The sequence below is a fragment of the Flavisphingopyxis soli genome (assembly GCF_007995095.1).
Classification (GTDB): domain Bacteria; phylum Pseudomonadota; class Alphaproteobacteria; order Sphingomonadales; family Sphingomonadaceae; genus Flavisphingopyxis; species Flavisphingopyxis soli.
Map to the genome: position 1 here is coordinate 183,806 of NZ_VOPY01000002.1, position 17,914 is coordinate 201,719.

General features: G+C 65.0%; 17 protein-coding genes. 13 read left to right on the forward strand and 4 right to left on the reverse strand.

Annotated elements, in window-relative coordinates; genetic code table 11:
* The first annotated feature begins 31 nt into the window (after positions 1–31).
* The 8 genes from FSZ31_RS07520 (at position 32) to rpmE (ending at position 7,985) form a co-directional block, all read left to right on the forward strand.
* A complete protein-coding gene (locus FSZ31_RS07520) occupies positions 32–739 on the forward strand; it encodes an isoprenyl transferase (RefSeq protein ID WP_147122767.1) in 708 nt (235 codons plus the stop codon).
* A complete protein-coding gene (locus FSZ31_RS07525) occupies positions 740–1,441 on the forward strand; it encodes a phosphatidate cytidylyltransferase (protein WP_147122768.1) in 702 nt (233 codons plus the stop codon).
* Complete coding sequence (locus FSZ31_RS07530) at positions 1,438–2,607, forward strand: 1-deoxy-D-xylulose-5-phosphate reductoisomerase (protein ID WP_147122769.1); 1,170 nt, start codon at positions 1,438–1,440, stop codon at positions 2,605–2,607. Before FSZ31_RS07525 ends, FSZ31_RS07530 begins: the two co-directional genes overlap by 4 nt.
* Positions 2,600–3,733, forward strand: a complete 1,134-nt coding sequence (gene rseP / locus FSZ31_RS07535) for an RIP metalloprotease RseP (protein ID WP_147122770.1) — start codon at positions 2,600–2,602, stop codon at positions 3,731–3,733. The genes FSZ31_RS07530 and rseP overlap by 8 nt, the downstream gene beginning before the upstream one ends.
* A gap of 118 nt (positions 3,734–3,851) precedes the next feature.
* Entirely contained in the window at positions 3,852–6,473 is a 2,622-nt protein-coding gene (gene bamA, locus FSZ31_RS07540; RefSeq protein WP_147123239.1) for an outer membrane protein assembly factor BamA, read from the forward strand.
* Positions 6,473–7,120 (forward strand): OmpH family outer membrane protein, encoded by a 648-nt coding sequence (locus FSZ31_RS07545; protein ID WP_147122771.1) that lies wholly within the window; start codon positions 6,473–6,475, stop codon positions 7,118–7,120. Before bamA ends, FSZ31_RS07545 begins: the two co-directional genes overlap by 1 nt.
* Before the next feature lie 7 nt (positions 7,121–7,127).
* Positions 7,128–7,631: a 3-hydroxyacyl-ACP dehydratase FabZ gene (gene fabZ / locus FSZ31_RS07550; protein WP_147122772.1), complete on the forward strand. Its 504-nt coding sequence runs from the start codon at positions 7,128–7,130 to the stop codon at positions 7,629–7,631.
* A 126-nt stretch (positions 7,632–7,757) separates the two neighbouring features.
* Positions 7,758–7,985 carry a 50S ribosomal protein L31 gene (gene rpmE / locus FSZ31_RS07555; RefSeq protein ID WP_147122773.1) on the forward strand — a complete coding sequence of 76 codons (228 nt, stop codon included), beginning with the start codon at positions 7,758–7,760 and terminating at the stop codon, positions 7,983–7,985.
* Between the two features lie 208 nt (positions 7,986–8,193).
* Here the strand turns inward: rpmE and FSZ31_RS07560 are convergent, their stop codons facing one another.
* Entirely contained in the window at positions 8,194–9,363 is a 1,170-nt protein-coding gene (locus tag FSZ31_RS07560; protein ID WP_147122774.1) for a serine hydrolase domain-containing protein, read from the reverse strand.
* A gap of 127 nt (positions 9,364–9,490) precedes the next feature.
* On the reverse strand, positions 9,491–10,972 hold the full coding sequence (locus tag FSZ31_RS07565; RefSeq protein WP_147122775.1) for a glycerol kinase: 1,482 nt from the start codon (positions 10,970–10,972) through the stop codon (positions 9,491–9,493).
* Positions 10,973–11,135: 163 nt separating this feature from the next.
* On the opposite strand from FSZ31_RS07565, the gene FSZ31_RS07570 reads away from it, so the two are divergent.
* Genes FSZ31_RS07570 through FSZ31_RS07580 form a run of 3 tightly spaced genes read left to right on the forward strand, consistent with a single transcriptional unit; the run spans position 11,136 to position 13,742 of the window.
* Positions 11,136–12,575 carry a cytochrome ubiquinol oxidase subunit I gene (locus FSZ31_RS07570; RefSeq protein WP_147122776.1) on the forward strand — a complete coding sequence of 480 codons (1,440 nt, stop codon included), beginning with the start codon at positions 11,136–11,138 and terminating at the stop codon, positions 12,573–12,575.
* The gene (cydB, locus tag FSZ31_RS07575) at positions 12,575–13,582 is read left to right on the forward strand and encodes a cytochrome d ubiquinol oxidase subunit II (protein ID WP_147122777.1); all 1,008 of its coding nucleotides are present in this window, start codon (positions 12,575–12,577) and stop codon (positions 13,580–13,582) included. The genes FSZ31_RS07570 and cydB overlap by 1 nt, the downstream gene beginning before the upstream one ends.
* Before the next feature lie 13 nt (positions 13,583–13,595).
* The gene (locus tag FSZ31_RS07580; protein ID WP_147122778.1) at positions 13,596–13,742 is read left to right on the forward strand and encodes a DUF2474 domain-containing protein; all 147 of its coding nucleotides are present in this window, start codon (positions 13,596–13,598) and stop codon (positions 13,740–13,742) included.
* Between the two features lie 16 nt (positions 13,743–13,758).
* Here the strand turns inward: FSZ31_RS07580 and FSZ31_RS07585 are convergent, their stop codons facing one another.
* Both FSZ31_RS07585 and FSZ31_RS07595 read right to left on the reverse strand, forming a co-directional pair.
* Positions 13,759–15,033, reverse strand: a complete 1,275-nt coding sequence (locus FSZ31_RS07585; RefSeq protein WP_201739143.1) for a copper resistance protein B — start codon at positions 15,031–15,033, stop codon at positions 13,759–13,761.
* Positions 15,030–16,880, reverse strand: coding sequence for a copper resistance system multicopper oxidase (locus FSZ31_RS07595; RefSeq protein WP_147122779.1), 1,851 nt, complete (start codon positions 16,878–16,880; stop codon positions 15,030–15,032). The genes FSZ31_RS07585 and FSZ31_RS07595 overlap by 4 nt, the downstream gene beginning before the upstream one ends.
* 68 nt (positions 16,881–16,948) lie before the next feature.
* On the opposite strand from FSZ31_RS07595, the gene FSZ31_RS07600 reads away from it, so the two are divergent.
* The gene (locus FSZ31_RS07600) at positions 16,949–17,221 is read left to right on the forward strand and encodes a metal-sensitive transcriptional regulator (RefSeq protein ID WP_147122780.1); all 273 of its coding nucleotides are present in this window, start codon (positions 16,949–16,951) and stop codon (positions 17,219–17,221) included.
* Positions 17,218–17,901 carry a c-type cytochrome gene (locus FSZ31_RS07605; RefSeq protein ID WP_236643719.1) on the forward strand — a complete coding sequence of 228 codons (684 nt, stop codon included), beginning with the start codon at positions 17,218–17,220 and terminating at the stop codon, positions 17,899–17,901. Before FSZ31_RS07600 ends, FSZ31_RS07605 begins: the two co-directional genes overlap by 4 nt.
* Positions 17,902–17,914: the final 13 nt, after the last annotated feature.

Consider the following 17,914-nt stretch of genomic DNA (forward strand, 5'->3'; position numbering starts at 1 on the left):
TGCCCGGTTTCCCTTGCCCTGCGGCACGAACATGGCTGACATTTCCATCCCCCGCCACGTCGCCATCATCATGGACGGCAATGGCCGCTGGGCGAAGCGCCGCCATTTGCCGCGCGCGGCAGGGCACAAGGCGGGCGTCGATGCGGTCCGCAAGACCGTCCGCGCGGCCAAGCGCCAAGGGCTTGAGGCGCTGACGCTCTATGCCTTTTCGTCCGAGAACTGGAAACGCCCCGAGGACGAGATCTCGGACCTGATGGGGCTGATGAAGCGCTTCATCCTGTCCGATCTGGAAAAATTTGCCGAAGAGGACGTCAAACTCCACATTATCGGCGATTACAGTGCCTTCAAACCCGACGTCGTCAAACTCATCGACGACGCGCTCGAACGCACGTCGGGCAACAAGGCGACGACGCTCGCGGTCGCGCTCAATTACGGTTCGCAGGACGAAATCACGCGCGTTGCGCGGAGCCTCGCGACCGATGCCGCCGCGGGGACGATCGATCCCGCGAGCATCGACGAGGCGATGGTCGCCGCGCGGCTCGATACCGCTGACCTGCCGCCGCTCGATCTCGTCATCCGCACCTCGGGCGAACAGCGCCTGTCGAATTTCCTGCTGTGGCAGGCGGCTTATGCCGAAATGTATTTCACCGACATGCTATGGCCTGATTTCGACGGCGACGCGCTCAAGGCCGCGCTCGACTGGTTCGCGGCGCGCGAACGCCGTTTCGGAGGGCGCTAGATGAACGACGACGCAGCCAAGGCGCGCACCGCGAAAAAATCCGATCTCGGCGTGCGCGCGGCATCGGCGGTGGTGATGATTGCCGTCGCGGGCCTCGCGATCTGGCTCGGCGGGCTGGTCTTTACCGCCTTTGCCGCGGCGGTCGCGCTCGGCGTGCTGTGGGAATGGAACCGCCTCGCCGGAAAGATCGCGCAAAGCGGCGTCGCACGCGTCCTGTGGCTGCTCGGCGGGATCGTCTATGTCGGCGTGGCTGTTGCCGCGCTCGTCCTGCTGCGTGAATTCGACCGCGGGATGCTGCTGGTCGGCAGCGTGATCGCGCTCGTCGCGGCGATCGATATCGGCGCCTATGCCGCCGGGCGCACCTTCGGCGGGCCCAAGATCGCCCCGTCAATCAGCCCGAGCAAGACCTGGGCGGGGCTGATCGGGGCGGCGATTGCCGCGAGCCTCGTGTTCATCTTCATCCTCGCGCCGCTCGTCGATACGCGCTTCATGCGCGGCCTTGGCGTGCTGGTCGCGGGCGGCATCGCGACCGCGGTGATCGCGCAGGTGGGCGACTTCTTCGAAAGCTGGATGAAGCGCCGCGCCGGGGTCAAGGATTCGAGCCAGCTCATCCCCGGCCATGGCGGCCTGTTCGACCGCGTCGACGGCTTGCTCGCGGTGCTGTTCGTCGGTGTGGTTGTCCATCTCGGCATGTTCTTATGAGCGTGCCGCGCAGCATCTCGATCTTCGGCGCGACGGGATCGGTCGGCGCCTCGACGCTCGACCTCGTCCGCCGCGATCGCAAGGCATGGCGCGTCGTCGCGCTGACCGCCAATTGCCAGGCGAGCGAGCTGGCGACGCTGGCGCGCGAATTCGATGCCGAGATCGCGGTCGTCGCCGACGAGAGCTGCCTAGCCGAACTGCGCGACGCGCTGGCGGGCAGCGGGATCGCAGCGGCGGCGGGCGAGGGCGCCCTGATCGAGGCGGCACGACGCGGCGCCGATGTGACGATGGCGGCGATCGTCGGTTGTGCCGGGCTCGCCCCGACGATGGCGGCGATCGAATGCGGCAAGACCGTCGCGCTCGCCAACAAGGAATCGCTCGTCTCGGCGGGCGCGCTGATGATGGCCAAGGTGCGCGAGTCGGGCGCGACGCTGCTGCCCGTCGATTCGGAGCATAACGCGATCTTCCAGTGCCTCGCGGGGAGCGACATCGCCGACGTCGCGAGGATCACGCTGACCGCGAGCGGCGGGCCGTTCCGCACCAGGAGCATCGACGAAATGCGCGCGATGACGCCAGCCCAGGCGGTCGCGCATCCCAATTGGTCGATGGGCGCAAAGATCAGCGTCGATTCGGCGACGATGATGAACAAGGGGCTCGAGCTGATCGAGGCCGACCATTTGTTCCCCGTCGGGCTCGACCGGATCGCGATCCTGGTCCACCCGCAATCGGTGATCCATTCGATGGTCGAATATCGCGACCGATCGACGCTCGCGCAGCTCGGCGCGCCCGACATGCGCATTCCCATCGCCAGCGCGCTCGCCTGGCCGCGACGGATCGATACGCCGTGCGAGCCGCTCGACCTTGCCAGCATCGGCAGTCTTTCGTTCGAGGCGCCCGACGAGACGCGCTTCCCCGCGACGCGCATTGCGCGCGAAGCGGCCAAGGCCGGCGGCGGACGCCCGGCGCAGCTCAACGCGACCAACGAGATCGCGGTCGCCGCCTTCCTCGCCGGCAGAATCGGCTTTCTCGACATTGCCGAGATCGCGCTGCGTGCGCTCGATGACTGGTCGCCTGCGACGCCCGCGGCGCTCGACGACATCTACGCAATCGATGACGAGGCGCGCCGCCGCGCCGCCGACCTGACCGGACTAGCGGCCAATGCCTGACGCGCCCGGCCTGCCGCTGACCCTGCTCGCCTTCGTCCTCGTCTTGGGGCCGCTCGTCTTCCTGCACGAGTACGGCCATTACTGGGTCGGGCGCTGGTGCGGGGTAAAGGCCGACGCCTTTTCGATCGGTTTCGGACGCGAAATCATCGGCTGGACCGACAAAAACGGGACGCGCTGGAAGATCGGCTGGCTGCAGCTGGGGGGCTATGTCCAGTTCGCCGGCGACATGAGCCCCGCGAGCCAGCCCGATGCCGCCTGGCGCCAGCTGCCGCCAGAAGAACAGGCGCAAACCTTTCCCGCGCAGCCGCTGTGGAAACGCGCGGCGATCGTCGCGGCGGGGCCGGTGACCAACTTCATCGTCGCGCTGCTGCTGATCGGCGGCCTCGGCATGGCCTATGGCCAGCCCTATAGCCCGCCGGTCGTCGAGACGATCCAGCCGGGATCGGCGGCGGCGGAGGCGGGCATCATGCCCGGCGACCGCGTCGTGTCGGTCGCGGGCAAGCCGGTCGACAGTTTCGAGGATATCCAGATGGGTATCTTCTACCGCCCCGGCGAGCGGGTGCCGCTTGCGATCGAACGCGGCGGCCGTCAGCAGGCGATCGTCATCGTCCCGCGCGTCTCGATCGAGCGCGACCGCTTCGGCAACGAATACCGCATCGGCATCATCGGCGTCGGCCGCGCGGGTGCCGAGCTCGCGCCCGTCTCGCTGGTGCAGGCGCCCGGCTATGCGATCGGGCGGACGGGGGACATATTGTCGCTGACGATGAGCACGATCGGCCAGGTCGTGTCGGGGCGCCGTTCGGTCAAGGATTTCGGCGGGCCGCTGAGGATCGCCAAGATATCGGGCGAACAGGTCACTCTGGGACTTTTTTCGTTCCTATCTTTCGTCGCGCTGATGTCCATCAATCTCGGGTTCATCAATTTGTTGCCAATCCCGATGCTTGATGGAGGTCATCTGATGTTTTACGCGATCGAGGCGACGCTGCGGCGCCCGCCGAGCCGGCGGGTGCTCGACTGGGCGTTCGGCGGTGGTTTCGCCTTCGTCGCACTGATCATGGTCCTGTTTACCTTCAACGACCTGCATTCGTTCGGCTGGCTCAACGCATTGGCGGGGCTGGCAGGCTGAATTTCATGGGCAAGGGGCTGGCTTGTCGGGCCGCTTGTCGGTAATGCGACACAAATTTTCAAGCATGTGAGGGTCCAAGCGCGTGAGCGGCTATAAAAAGACTGAAAACATCCGCCGGATGGCGGCATTGCTGATGGCTGGATCGATGCTTGCGGGCAGCGGCGCGGCGTTCGCGCAGGACGCGACGCCGGTCCAGGTTGCCCCTGCAACCGCACCCGCCGAGGCCGCGCCCGTTCCCGGCGGCGTCATCCGCAGCATCACCGTCGTCGGCAACCAGCGGCTCGAGGCGCAGACCGTCCTGTCCTACATCGCCCTGCGCGTCGGCGATCGCTACGACCGCGCCGCGCTCGACCAGGCGCTCAAGGAGCTCGCCGCGACCGAGCTGTTCACCGATTTCCAGATCCGCGACGATGCGGGTAACCTGACCGTCCAGGTCGCCGAGAACCCCGTCGTCAACCGCATCCTGGTCGAAGGCAACAAGCGGCTCAAGGACGAGAAGATCAGGCCCGAGATCAAGCTTGCACCGCGGCAGATCTACACGCGCTCCAAGGTGCGTGCCGACGTCGCGCGGATCATCGAACTGTACAAGCGCCAGGGCCGCTTTGCCGCGACCGTCGAGCCCAAGCTCGTCAAGCTCGACCAGAACCGCGTCGATGTCATCTTCGTCGTCGAGGAAGGGTCCAAGTCCAAGGTCCGCCAGATCAACATCATCGGCAACGAAGAGTTTTCCGACGGCAAATTGCGCGGCGAGATGGCGACCAAGCAGGCGCGCCTGACCTCGATCCTGTCGTCGAACACGAGCTACGATCCCGATCGCCTGGCCTATGACCAGGCCAAACTTCGCGAATTCTATCTGTCGCAAGGCTATGCCGATTTCCGCGTCGTTTCGGCGGTCGCCGAGCAGACCAGCGACAAGCAGGATTTCATCATCACCTATGTCGTCGAAGAGGGCAAACGCTACAAGTTCGGCGATGTGACGGTCGACAGCTCGATCCGCGACTTCGACAACAAGGCGATGGAATCGCGCCTGCAGATCAAGCCGGGCGACTGGTTCAACGCCAAGCGCGTCGAGGACACCGTCGACGGCCTGACCGAAACCGCCGGCCTGTTCGGCTATGCCTTCGCCAAGGTTTCACCGCGCTACACGCGCAACCCCGACGACCTGACGATGGGGATCACCTTCCAGATCGCCGAAAGCCCGCGCGTTTACATCGAACGCATCGACGTCAACGGCAACACGCTGACCGAAGACAAGGTCGTGCGCCGCGAATTCCGCCTTGCAGAAGGCGATGCGTTCAACAGCTTCCTGCTCAAGCGTTCGGAAAACCGCATCAAGTCGCTCGGCTTTTTCCAGGAAGACCTCAAGATCGACCAGAAAGAGGGCAGTTCACCCGACCGGATCGTGCTCGAAGCCAATGTCGAGGAAAAATCGACCGGCCAGCTGAGCCTGTCGGCCGGCTTCTCGTCGATCGAGAACTTCCTGTTGCAGGGTTCGATCCAGCAGAAGAACTTCCGCGGCAAGGGACAGATCCTCGGCGCCAGCGTCAACTATTCGTCCTATTCCAAGTCGGCCGAAATCAGCTTTACCGAGCCCTATTTCCTCGACCGGACGATTTCGCTCGGCGGCAGCATCTACCGCCGCGATCTCAACTCGTTCAACTTCATCAACAACAATCGCCAGACGACGTTCAAGCAGACGACGACGGGCCTGTCGGTCCAGGCGGGCACGCTGCTCAACGAATATCTCAGCGCGTCGCTGCAGTACCGGCTCAACATCGACAACGTGTCGCTCGACGAATCGACCTACTTCTTCAACGGCCAGTGCGATCCGTTGCGCGCCGGGCGTTTCCTGTGCGACGCGATCGGCAATCGCACGACATCGCTGGTCGGCTACACGCTCAATCTCGATCACCGGAACAACAGGTTGAAACCGACCGCGGGCTATTTCGTCAGCGTCGGTCAGGATTTTGCCGGTCTTGGCGGGAGCGTCAAATACCTCAAATCGCGCCTCAATGCGGGTAAATATATCCCGCTTACCGGGCAGTTCGTCCTCGGCCTGACCGCGGAGGCCGGCTATATCTTCGGCTATGGCGGCAACGACGTGCGCCTGACCGATCGCTTCTTTCTCGGCGAACCGCAGTTTCGCGGCTTCGACATCCGCGGCGTCGGACCGCGCGTGAAGCGCTATTCGAGTGTCAATGTCACCGACCCGGCCAACCCGGTTGTGGATTTTTCAAATTCGGCGGCGTCGGATGACTCGCTGGGCGGCAGCGCCTATTATCTCGCTCATGCCGAGGTCGAGATTCCGCTTGGATCAGGTGCGCGCGATCTTGGCCTGCGCCCCTCGGTCTTCCTCGACGTCGGCTCGCTGTTCAAGGTCAAGCAGCCCAATCTGACGACCCTGAGCAATACGTTCACCGACACCGACGGCAACGTAAAGGCGGTCTGCCGAGATATTGCCAATGGTACATCGCAATTCGCCGTCAGGCCTTCGGCGGGCGATCCGCCTGTCCCGGCGACAGCCGGCCCCTTCACCAGCTGCCCAACGGGTTTCCAGACGATCCTGCCCTTTACCGAGCAGTTCTTCGGCAATTCGTACAAGCCGCGGGTCTCGATCGGCTTCGGCGTCAACTGGAATTCACCCTTCGGCCCGTTCAGGATCGATATAGCGCGCGCCCTGCTAACGCAGAAGGGCGACGACACCAAACTGTTCACCTTCAACGTAGGAACCCAATTCTAATGAAAACTTTGTTCAAAGCCGCCGCCCTCGCCAGCGTCACCCTTGCCGGCATGACCGTTGCCGCTCCCGCCGTGATGGCTCAGTCGCGCACTTCGATCGCGGTCGCCGATTACGAAGGCGCGGTCACCAAGTCGGCCGCATTCACCACCGCGATGACGCAGATGCAGACCACCTATGCCGCGCAGATCAAGGCGGTCCAGGACCGTGCCGCCCAGCTCCAAGCCGACGCTCAGCCGGCGGTCGATGCATATAACGCGGCTGCCAAGGCACCAGGCGCAACCGATGCGAGCATCCGTCCCGCCGCCGAAGCGTTGCAGCGCAAGCAGACCGCTGCACAGCAGGAGATTGGCCGACTCAACCAGCCGATCCTCCTTGCGCGCGCCTATGTAGAGGACCAGATCGTCGTCCAGCTCGACGCTGCCGTGAAAGCGGCGATGACGGCCAAGAAGGTCGACCTGCTGATCCAGCCCCAAGCGGTGCTGGCGCGCGAGCCCTATGTCGACATCACCGATGCTGTCGTCGCCGAGCTTAACCGTCGCGTGCCCAGCGTCGGGATCGTTCCGCCGGCTGGCTACGAGCCCGGCAAGTTGCAGAAGGACGCGCAGCAGAGGCAGGCACCCGCCGCAGCGCAGCCCCAGGGACGCTGATCCTACGATGACGAGCAGCACGGACGGTACGGACGGGAACGGGGCAACCGCGAACACGATCGATATTGGCGGTATCCTCGCGCTTCTTCCGCATCGCTATCCCTTGCTGCTCGTCGATCGGGTCGTTTCATACGAGACCGACACGTCGATCCACGCGGTCAAGGGCGTGACGATGAACGAACAGTTCTTCCAGGGTCATTTCCCCGGTCGGCCGATCATGCCCGGCGTCCTCCAGATCGAGGCGCTGGCGCAGGCTGCCGGCGTGCTCGCGATGCAGTCGCTGCGTGAGAAAGACCCGGAAAGCGGCAGCGGCAAGCTCGTCTATTTCATGGCGATCGAGAACGCCAAGTTCCGCAAGCCCGTCGAACCCGGCTGCCTGCTCGACCTGCATGTCGATATCGTCCAGAACAAGGGCCGCGTGTGCAAGTTCAAGGGACAGGCCAAGGTCGATGGCGCGGTCGTGTCCGAATGCAGCTTCACCGCGATGATCGCCGACGCCCCGGCGGGCTGACGCCGCCGAATAAGACTCTCGCCGACTTGCATTGGTCGCGGCTCCGCGCTAGGGGGCCGCTTCCGCTTTTAATGCGATCCATCTCTCGCGCGCCGGTCGGTAACCGGTCCGCCCCAGGAGCATGACATGAAGACCGACACGCATCCCCAATATCACACCATCAACATCAAGATGACCGACGGTACCGAGTACCAGACGCGCTCGACCTGGGGTAAAGAGGGCGACACGATGACGCTCGAAATCGACCCCACGTCGCACCCGGCATGGACCGGCGGCAACGGCCGCATGCTCGACGCTGGCGGCCAGGTCGCACGCTTCAACAAGCGTTTCGGCGGGCTCAGCCTCAAGCGCTAAGCGCTCAGGCATCGCAGAAATTCGAAAGGGCGGTCCTCGGGCCGCCCTTCTTCGTGTGCTTTCGCGGCATGGGGTCCGAACATAGTTTGTAGGGCGAACGTCCGATGATGGGTGGGTTACTGACATCCGCATCGCGGGTGTGAATGACAACTGCCGGGTGCGGCGCTCGCTCGCCAAGCCTTGGAGGCAAATTTGGCCGCTTCAACCGTCAGCGGGCGTCAAGAACAATCTGCGACAACTGCCATTCCAATTGGCCAGCGGCGCCGCTCGTGTTGGTCAGGACGATGATGGTCATATCGTCGTCAGGGTAGACGTTCATCACGGCGTCGAAGCCGGGCAACGAGCCATTGTGTCCCACCACACGGTGACCATTGATCGAGTAATGGTCCAGCCCGAAGGCATACGGCCCTGGTATCAGCCCCTCAGGCGGAACGCCGGGCTCGCCCGGCCAGTAGACCGCCGTCTGCGTCTCGGCCCCGTTACGCAATAGTCCGGGACCAGTCATCTGCGCAAGCGAAGCGGCTGACAGTAGCCGTCCGCCGTAAAGCGCGGCGTTCCAACGCGCGAGATCCGCGACCGTAGAGCGTATGGCACCGGCGGCGTAAGGCACACTCATGTCCAGATGGCCGGCATGGCGATAGGCGCCTGGCTGACCCCCGGTAAGGCTGTAGCCGGAGGCGCGTCGCGGCGCGATCGCGCCGTTATCGTCGACGGCCGTGTCCGCCATGCCCAGGCGGTCGAAGATAGTGACCTTCATGAACTGCGCATAGGTCTGGCCAGAAACCTTCTCAATCACTGCGCCGAGCAAGGCGTAGTTGGAATTACTGTAGTGCCACATTGTGCCGGGCGCGAAGTCGTAAAGCGGGTCTTGGCCGGCAATGGCAGATATCAGCTCTGGCACGGTCGCGCCGGTGTCACTGATTCGGTCGGCGGCGTCGGATTCCGTGTAGTTGTGAACACCAGCCGTGTGGTTGATAAGGTCGCGCAGCGTCACCTCATCCGCTCTCGGGAAGTCGGGCATGTAAACTGACAGCTGGTCATCGATCGACAGTCTACCCTGTTCGGCCAGCAGAAGGACGCCAGCGGCGGTGAACTGTTTGGTCAGGGAGGCGATACGGTAGACGGTGGCCGATGTCGCAGAGGCGTTCCGCTCGAGGTCGGCCAGACCCGCGCTGTGGCTGAACACCAAGTGCTCGTCGTGCAGGACGGCGACCGAGACGCCGGCGGCGCGGCCCTCGGCCACGGCGCTGTCGATTGCGGCTTCGAGGCGCGCCTGTCTGTCGGCGGGCAACTCGCACGCTTGAACCGGGCTGCCCGCAATGGTCAGGCACAGGGTGAGAGCTGCGACGCCCTCCTGTATCGCTCTCAGTCCGATCATGTGGTGGTCCTTCGGTATTGGCGAGATTGCCAATCGGTCGTCCGCAATACGAAGGCGGCCGGAGCTCCGCAAGCTAGATCCGTTCGCGGGTGAACGTCCGCTCCTGGGTCGTTAGCGGTCGTTCATCTTATACCTTAAAACCGCGTCGCAGAACGCTGGCGAGTGCGCCGTCCCATGCCGCCAGCCGCGCGGTGCGTGTAGCGGCGGGCATTGCGGGCTCGAACTTTTCGACGTCGCCGCGCATGGCCTTGGCCGCTGCGGCGAGCGTGGGGTACAGCCCCGCACCGGTCGCCGCGAGCATTGCCGCGCCGATCGCGGTCGTTTCGACATAGAGCGGCCGTTCGACGGTGAGGTCGAGGACATCGGCAAGGTCCTGCGCGAGCCAGTCGTTGCGAACCATGCCGCCGTCGATCCTGAGGTCGGCCCAGTCGGCGCCATCGCCGACGAACGCGGTTTTAAGGTCGCGCATCTGGTGCGCCATCGCCTCCAATGCGGCGCGAACGATCTGCGCCTTGCCGCTGGCGAAGCTCAACCCAGTGATTGCGCCGCTGACATCTGGGCGCCAATGCGGCGCGCCGAGCCCGGCGAGCGCGGGCACGACGACGACGCCGCCGCTGTCGGGTACCGAGCGGGCGAGCTTTTCGCTCTCGGCGGCGTCGACGATCATGCCGAGGCTGTCGCGCAGCCACTGGATCATGCTGCCCGCGACGAAAACCGATCCTTCGAGCGCATAGCAGCGCTGCCCGCCCGCCTGGTGGAGGATTGTCGTCAGCAGCCGGTGCTGCGAGACGGGTGCGGCGGCGCCGGTATTGGCAAGGACGAAGGCGCCGGTGCCGAAGGTCGCCTTGACCTGTCCGGGATCGAGACACGCCTGGCCGATCGTCGCCGCCTGCTGGTCGCCGGCAAGACCGGTGATCGGGATTGCGCCCCCGAACAGTGCAATGTCGGTCGTCGCGATCGCGCCGCTGCAATCGACGATTGCGGGCAGAATGCCGCGCGGCACGCCGAACAACGCGCACAGCCCGTCGTCCCAGCCGCCTGCATGAATGTCCATCAACGCGGTGCGCGACGCGTTGGTCGCGTCGCTGACGTGCAAGCCCCCCGTCAGGCGATAGACGAGATAGGATTCGACCGTGCCGCAGCGCAGCCGATCGCCCGCCGCGCGCAGGGCGGGCCAGTGGTCGAGCGCCCAGGCGATCTTGGTCGCGCTGAAATAGGGATCGAGCAGCAGCCCGGTCTTTGCCTGGACCGCGTCCTCATGCCCCGCCGCGCGCAGCTCGGCGCAGCGGTCGGCGGTGCGCCGGTCCTGCCAGACGATCGCGCGCGACAGCGGTTCGCCGCTGACGGCATCCCAGAAGACGACGGTTTCGCGCTGGTTGGTGATGCCGATCGCGGCGATCCGCTCGGCCCCGCCGGCGGCAGCGACCATCTCTTGCGCGCAGGCGAGGCTGCGCTCCCAGATCTCGGTCGCGTCGTGCTCGACGAGGCCGGGGGCAGGGTAATATTGCGTCAGATCGCGCTGCGCGACCGCGATCTCGCGCCCGTCGGCGCCGAACAGGATCGCGCGCGTCGACGTCGTGCCTTCATCGATGACGAGAATGCGTTCCATGTCGGCCCCCATAAACCGAACCTATCGCGCTTCGCTCCCCGCGACCAGCGCTTGCTGCTTGCGCGGCGTGCAAGTGCGATGAAGCGGTTTGCACCCCGTTCGCTTTGACGTGGGCAGGGCAAGCCTATAGTCAGGCTGCACGGCACAGGAGGTGCCGAGATCCATGACCATCGATGCCACCGCATTGATCCTCGCGCGCGCGCAGTTCGCGTTTACCGTCAGTTTCCATTTCATCTTTCCGGCGTTTTCGATCGGTTTGGCGAGTTACCTTGCCGTGCTCGAGGGGCTGTGGCTCAAAACGGGCAAGCCGCTCTATCTCGACCTGTTCAAATACTGGCTCAAGATCTTCTCGGTCGCGTTCGCGATGGGCGTCGTCTCGGGTATCGTCATGAGCTACCAGTTCGGTACCAACTGGGCGGTGTTCTCCGACAAGGCGGGCCCGGTGATCGGGCCGCTGATGGCCTATGAAGTGCTCACCGCCTTCTTCCTCGAGGCAGGCTTCCTCGGCGTGATGCTGTTCGGCATGAACAAGGTCGGCAAGAAGCTCCACTTTGCCGCGACCTTGATGGTCGCGCTCGGCACCGCGGTGTCGGCATTCTGGATCATCTCGGTCAACAGCTGGATGCAGACGCCGGTCGGCTATGAAATCGGCGCCAATGGGCAGTTCCTGCCGGGACCGAGCTGGTGGGCGATCGTGTTCAACCCCAGCTTCCCCTATCGCCTCGTCCACACGGTTATCGCCGCGTACCTGACCACCGCGCTCGTCGTCGGCGGCGTCGGTGCGTGGCATCTGCTCAAGGACAAGGGCAATGCGCACGCGCGAAAGATGTTCTCGATGGCGATGTGGATGGCCGCGCTCGTCGCGCCGGTCCAGATTTTCGTCGGCGACCTGCACGGGCTCAACACGCTCGAGTATCAGCCGGCCAAGGTGATGGCGATGGAAGGGCATTTCGAGAGCCACCCCGACGGCGCGCCATTGTACCTGTTCGGCATTCCCGACCAGGCCAACCAGCGGCTCGACTATGCGATCGGCATTCCCAAGGCCTCGTCGCTCATCCTCAAGCACGATCCCAATGCCCCGCTCGCCGGTCTCGACACGATCAAGCGTGCCGACCAGCCGCCCGTTGCGATCGTCTTCTGGACCTTCCGCATCATGGTCGGGATCGGTTTCGCGATGCTCGGCCTTGGCCTGTGGAGCCTGTTCGCGCGCGCTCGCGGGCGGCTGTACGACTGGCGCGGCCTGCACCGCGCGGCGATCGTCATGGCGCCGATGGGCTTTGTCGCGGTGATCGCGGGCTGGGCGACGACCGAGGTCGGTCGCCAGCCATTCACCATCTATGGCCTGCTGCGCACCGCCGACAGCGTCAGCCCGCTGAGCGCGCCCGCTGTCGCGGTCAGCCTGGCCGCCTTCGCGATCGTCTATAGCGCGGTGTTCGGCGTTGGCGTCTGGTACATATTGCGCCTGATGGCCTCCTCGCCGCACACCGGCGAAATGGGGGTCAAGCGCACCGAGCGTGGCCCGACGCGGACGGCGGGGATCACCCCGGGGCCTGCGCAGGGGCCGCGCGAGCGCCCGATCGACCCGCCGACGGGAGACGCGTGATGACCGCCAATTTCGACCTGACCGTCATCTGGGCGTTCATCATTGCCTTTGCCGTGATGATGTACGTCGTCATGGACGGCTTCGACCTCGGCATCGGCATTCTCTTCCCGAGCTTTCAGGTGGGTGAAGAGCGCGACGCCGCGATGAACGCGATCGCGCCCGTGTGGGACGGCAACGAAACCTGGCTCGTGCTTGGCGGTGGCGGCCTGCTTGCAGCCTTTCCGCTCGCCTATGCCGTCGTCCTGCCGGCGACCTATCCGCTGATCATCGCGATGCTGCTCGGCCTCGTCTTTCGCGGCGTGGCGTTCGAATTTCGCTGGCGCGATCCGCGCCACCGCCGCTTCTGGGACTTCGCGTTCTGCGGCGGTTCATTCGTCGCGGCGCTGAGCCAAGGCATGGTCCTCGGCGCGCTGCTGCAGGGGATCACCGTCGCCGACCGCGCCTATGCCGGCAGCTGGTTCGACTGGCTGACGCCCTATACGCTGCTCACCGGGCTCGGCACCGTTGCGGGCTATGCGCTGCTCGGCTCGTGCTGGCTGGTGTGGAAGACGCAAGGGCGCGGGCAGGACCATGCCTATCGCCTCGCGCGCTATGCCGCCTTTGCGACATTGGCGCTGATGGCGGCGGTCAGCCTCTACAATCTCGGCCTTCACCCCGATTATCGCGCCCGCTGGCTGTCGATGCCCGCGCTCGCCTTTGCCGCGCCGGTACCGATCGTGACGGGGATATTGGCGTGGCAGCTGATCCGCGCGCTGGCCAAAAGGCGCGAGGCGACACCCTTCTGGCTGTCACTCGGGCTGTTCCTGCTCGGCATGGCGGGGCTCGGCGTGACGATCTGGCCCTATGTCGTGCCCAATGCGCTGACGATCTGGGACGCCGCCGCGCCCGAACGCAGCCAGGTCTTCATGCTCGTCGGCGTCGCGATCATCATGCCCGTGATCCTTGCCTATACCGGCTGGGCGTACTGGGTGTTCCGCGGCAAGGTCGATGCCGACGGCTATCACTGATGGGCCGGCATTGATGCGCTGGGAACCGAAACTCGAGGGCGGCGATCGCGGCGATGCCCGGCCGCTGTGGCAGCGGCTCGGCTGGCTCGTCCTCATCTGGGTCGCGAGCGTCGCCGCATTGGGGGCGGTCGCCTACCTCCTGCGGCTGTGGATCGCCTGACGCACCAGCTGCGCCATCAGAACCAGAAGCGCACGCCCGCGACATAATTGGTAACGCTGGGGTCGTGGCCGGCTGCGCGCGCGAAATCTGCGCTGCCGCCAAGCTTCCATTCCTGTTCGACGCCGATATAGGGCGCGAATTCGCGGGCGAATTCATAGCGCAGGCGCACGCCCAGTTCGAGCGAGTCGATCCCGGCGCCGATGCCGAGAGCGGGGATGTCCTGAGCGGCCAGATTGACCTCGCCGCGCGGCTGGAGGATCAGGCGCTGCGTGATGCGCTGGTCGTATTCGGCCTCGATCCGCGCGGTGACGTCACCCTTGTTCGACAGGAATGCGGCCGCGTCGATGTCGAACAGATAGGGCGCCAGCCCCTGGACGCCGATGACTGCGTGCGTCCGGTCGGGACCTGCCAGGTCCTGCCGCACGCCCGCCTGGAGGTCGAACCAGGGGCCGATCGCGTGGCTCCACAGCGCCTGGACCTCGGCCTGCTCGGGCTTTTCGCCGAAGCTGCCTTCGCCCTCGCTCTTGAACCAGAATTTGTCGATGTCGCCGCCATAATAGCCCTGGACGTCCCACAAATAGCCGTCGCGGCCCTGGCGCGCGCGGTATTCGGCGCGGTCAGCCATGAACCAGGCAAAGGACTGACCGCCGGTGTCATGCTTCAACGCCTCGCGTGCTTCGCGCATCGCTTCGGCTCCGTAGATCGCCTCGGCGGCGCGCGCCGGGCCGCTGCCAGCCTCGGGAGGTGGCGGCGCAAGCGGGATCGGCGCAAGCGGGACCGGCATGGCCATCGCATCGCCGCCCGTTGCGGCGTGATCCATCGGCATGGCGGGATCCATCGCCCCGTGATCCATCGCTCCATGGTCCATCGCCATCGCGGGATCCATCGCCCCGTGGTCCATCGCGCCGTGGTCCATCGCTCCATGGTCCATCGCCCCGTGATCCATCTGGTCCATCGGCATCGTCGGATCCATCGCGTCACCCATCGGCATCGCCTCGCCCATACTGCCATGGTCCATCGCCGCAGTGGGCGTCGTCGGAGCCTGGGCGGCAGCCTTCGGCTTGGCGGGCGCCGGTTTCCTGACCGGAGCGGGCGCTTTTTTGACCGGAGCCGCAGCCTTCTTGGCAGGGGCCGCCGGCTTCTTCGCCGGTGCGGGCGCGGGCTTCTTGGCCGGAGCCGGAGCCGGCTTCTTCGCCGGAGCGGGCATCGGCATCGTCATCGTATGGCCGCTGTGCTGCGCCAGCGCCGGGCTCGCGACGCCGAGCATCAGGATCGTGATCAGCGTTTTCATGCGCTTGCTCCCGTCGGGGATTCAACGGTGACGATCTGGAACATCCCGGCGTGCATGTGGAACAGCAAGTGACAGTGGAATGCCCAGTCGCCGGGCTCGTTCGCGGTGAGATCGAAGGTAACGCTGCTACCCGGCTGGACGTTGACGGTGTGCTTGCGCGGCTGGTGCGCGGGATCCTGGCCATTGACGACTTCGAAGAAATGGCCGTGGAGATGGATCGGGTGCACCATCATCGTGTCGTTGATCAATTTGACCCGGACCCGCTCGTCATAGGCAAAGCGGATCGGCTGCTCCGACACCGCGGCGAACTTCTTGCCGTCGAACGACCACATGAAGCGTTCCATGTTACCGGTGAGGTGGATTTCCATCGCGCGGCTGGGCGTGCGCCGGTCCGTGTTGGCTTCGAGTGCAGACAGCTGGCGATAATTGAGGACGCGGTGGTCGACCTTGTCGAGACCGAGCCCGGGATAGCCCGTGCGGTCCTGCGGGTTCATCGCGACCATGTCGAGGCCGGGGCCGACCTTGACTTGCGGCGGCAGCATCGACGTGTCGCGCATGTTCATGCCCGCCATCGATCGCATCGCCATATCGCCCCCCGCCATATCGCCCCCCGCCATATCGCCCATCGCGTCGTCGGGCTTGGCGGCCGGTGCGGGCGTATGCCCCATCGCAGCGTGATCCATCGCCGGGTCGGCAGCAGGAGCGCCGCCCATCTGCATATCGCCATGACCGCCGCCCATGCCCATGTCGGCCATCGTCAGCAGGATCGGTTCGCGCAGCGCGGGCACAGCGGCACGCATGCCGGCCGCCGGGGTCAGCATCGCAATGCCCATGCCCGAACGGTCCATCGCCTCGGCGACGATCGCAAAGGCCTGTTCGCGCGTCGGTTCGACGATCACGTCGTAGGTTTCTGCGGTGCCGATCTGGAATTCGTCGATCTCGACCGGGCGGATATTCTGCCCGTCGGCGGCAACGACGGTCATCGCGAGGCCGGGAATGCGGATGTTGAAAAAGCTCATCGCGCTGCCGTTGATGAAGCGCAGCCGGACGCGTTCGCCGGGGCGGAACATCAGTTCGTGATTGTCGTCGGGGCCGTGGCCGTTGAGCAGATAGGTGTAGGTCGAACCCGACACGTCGAGGATGTCGGTCGGCATCATCCGCATCTTGCCCCACATCAGCCGGTCCGCGGCCGAGAGCGGATAATCGTCGGTCAGCGTCGTCTTTTGATGATTGAAATAGGCATCGCCCTTCTTGAGCTTGGCCATGATCGAGTGCGGATGCATCGGCGTGAATTCGCTGAGCAGCACGACATAGTCGCGGTCCGCCGCATAGGGGTCGGCGCCGGCGGGATCTACGACGATCGGCCCGTAATGGCCGGCCTGTTCCTGCAGGCCCGAGTGACTGTGCCACCAATAGGTGCCGTTCTGGCGCACCTTGAAGGCGGCGGTATAGGTCTCGCCGGGCTTGATGCCCGGAAAGCTGACGCCCGGCACGCCGTCGAACTGGAACGGGAGCAGAATGCCGTGCCAGTGGATCGAGCTGTCGATCGCGAGGTTGTTGGTGACGTTGAGCGTGACCTCCTGGCCTTCGCGCAGGCGGATCAGCGGGCCGGGCACCGAGCCATTGACCGCAAACGCATGGCCAACACGCCCGCCGGTCGCGAACATGCCTTCCCCGATCGCAAGATCGATCGACGCACCAGAGACCTGATCGAATCCCTGGCGGACGGTACCATGCGCCAGGTTGGCGCCGCGCGCCCAGGCCGGCATGGGAGCGGTCAAGGCAAGGCCGCCGAACAGCGCGGAAGCGCGCAATATCGAGCGGCGGTCATACGGGTCGTTTAACATCACGCTTGTAATCTCCTGCAAGTCTGCGCATATATACCCCCCTAGGGTATTTACAAGCAGGGATTTCGATGGCTCACCACTCAACCAGCACGCTCAATCGGTTCAAGCGGATCGAAGGGCAGGTACGCGGCGTCGCGCAAATGGTTGCAGACGATCGCTATTGCATCGACATCCTGACGCAGATCCAGGCGGTCAAGGCGGCACTGGCAAAAGCCGAAAGCGAAATCCTCAAAAACCACGCCGCCTGTTGTGTCGCCGAGGCGATCGGTTCGGGCGACCCGGCCGAACAACGCGCGAAATTCGACGAGCTCGTTGAGCTGTTCGAAAGGGTAAAGCGATGACCGCGACCCCGGAGCCTGACATGAAGCCATTGCGCAAATTCGACCACCGCTACCATCTGCCCAGCCCGCATTTCATCGGCGTGGCATCGATCGTCGTCCTCGTGCTTGGCGCGATCTTCATTTACGCGGGCGTCTATAATATCGGCGCCGATGCGCACCACGCGAGTGGCACCACGGCCATGATCGAGCACATGCGCGAGCGTTCGATCGCGGTCCGCGCAGGCGATATCAAGCCTCCTGCCGATCTCGGCAGTGCCGAACGTATTGCCGCCGGTGCGGGCCTTTATGCCGAAATGTGCACCGGCTGCCATCTTGCGCCGGGCATGGCGCCGACCGAACTGAGCCAGGGCCTCTATCCCAAGGCGCCGGTGTTCAAGGGCGAGCCCGAACATGGACCGGGCGAGCAGTTCTGGGCGATCAAGCATGGCATCAAGATGACCGCGATGCCTGCCTGGGGCGTGACGCACAATGATGAGCTCATCTGGAACATGGTTGCCTTCGTGCAGAAACTGCCGGGCATGTCGCAGGCCGATTACGATCGTCTCGTCGCCAGCGCCCCCGCCGACCACGACGAAATGATGGAAGGCATGGCAGGCTCGCATCATGATGCCGCCGGCGAGGGCGCGATGCCGACACCCGCCGCCCATGCCGACCATGGCGCCGACGGCCACACCCACTAACCCCCATCGCAGG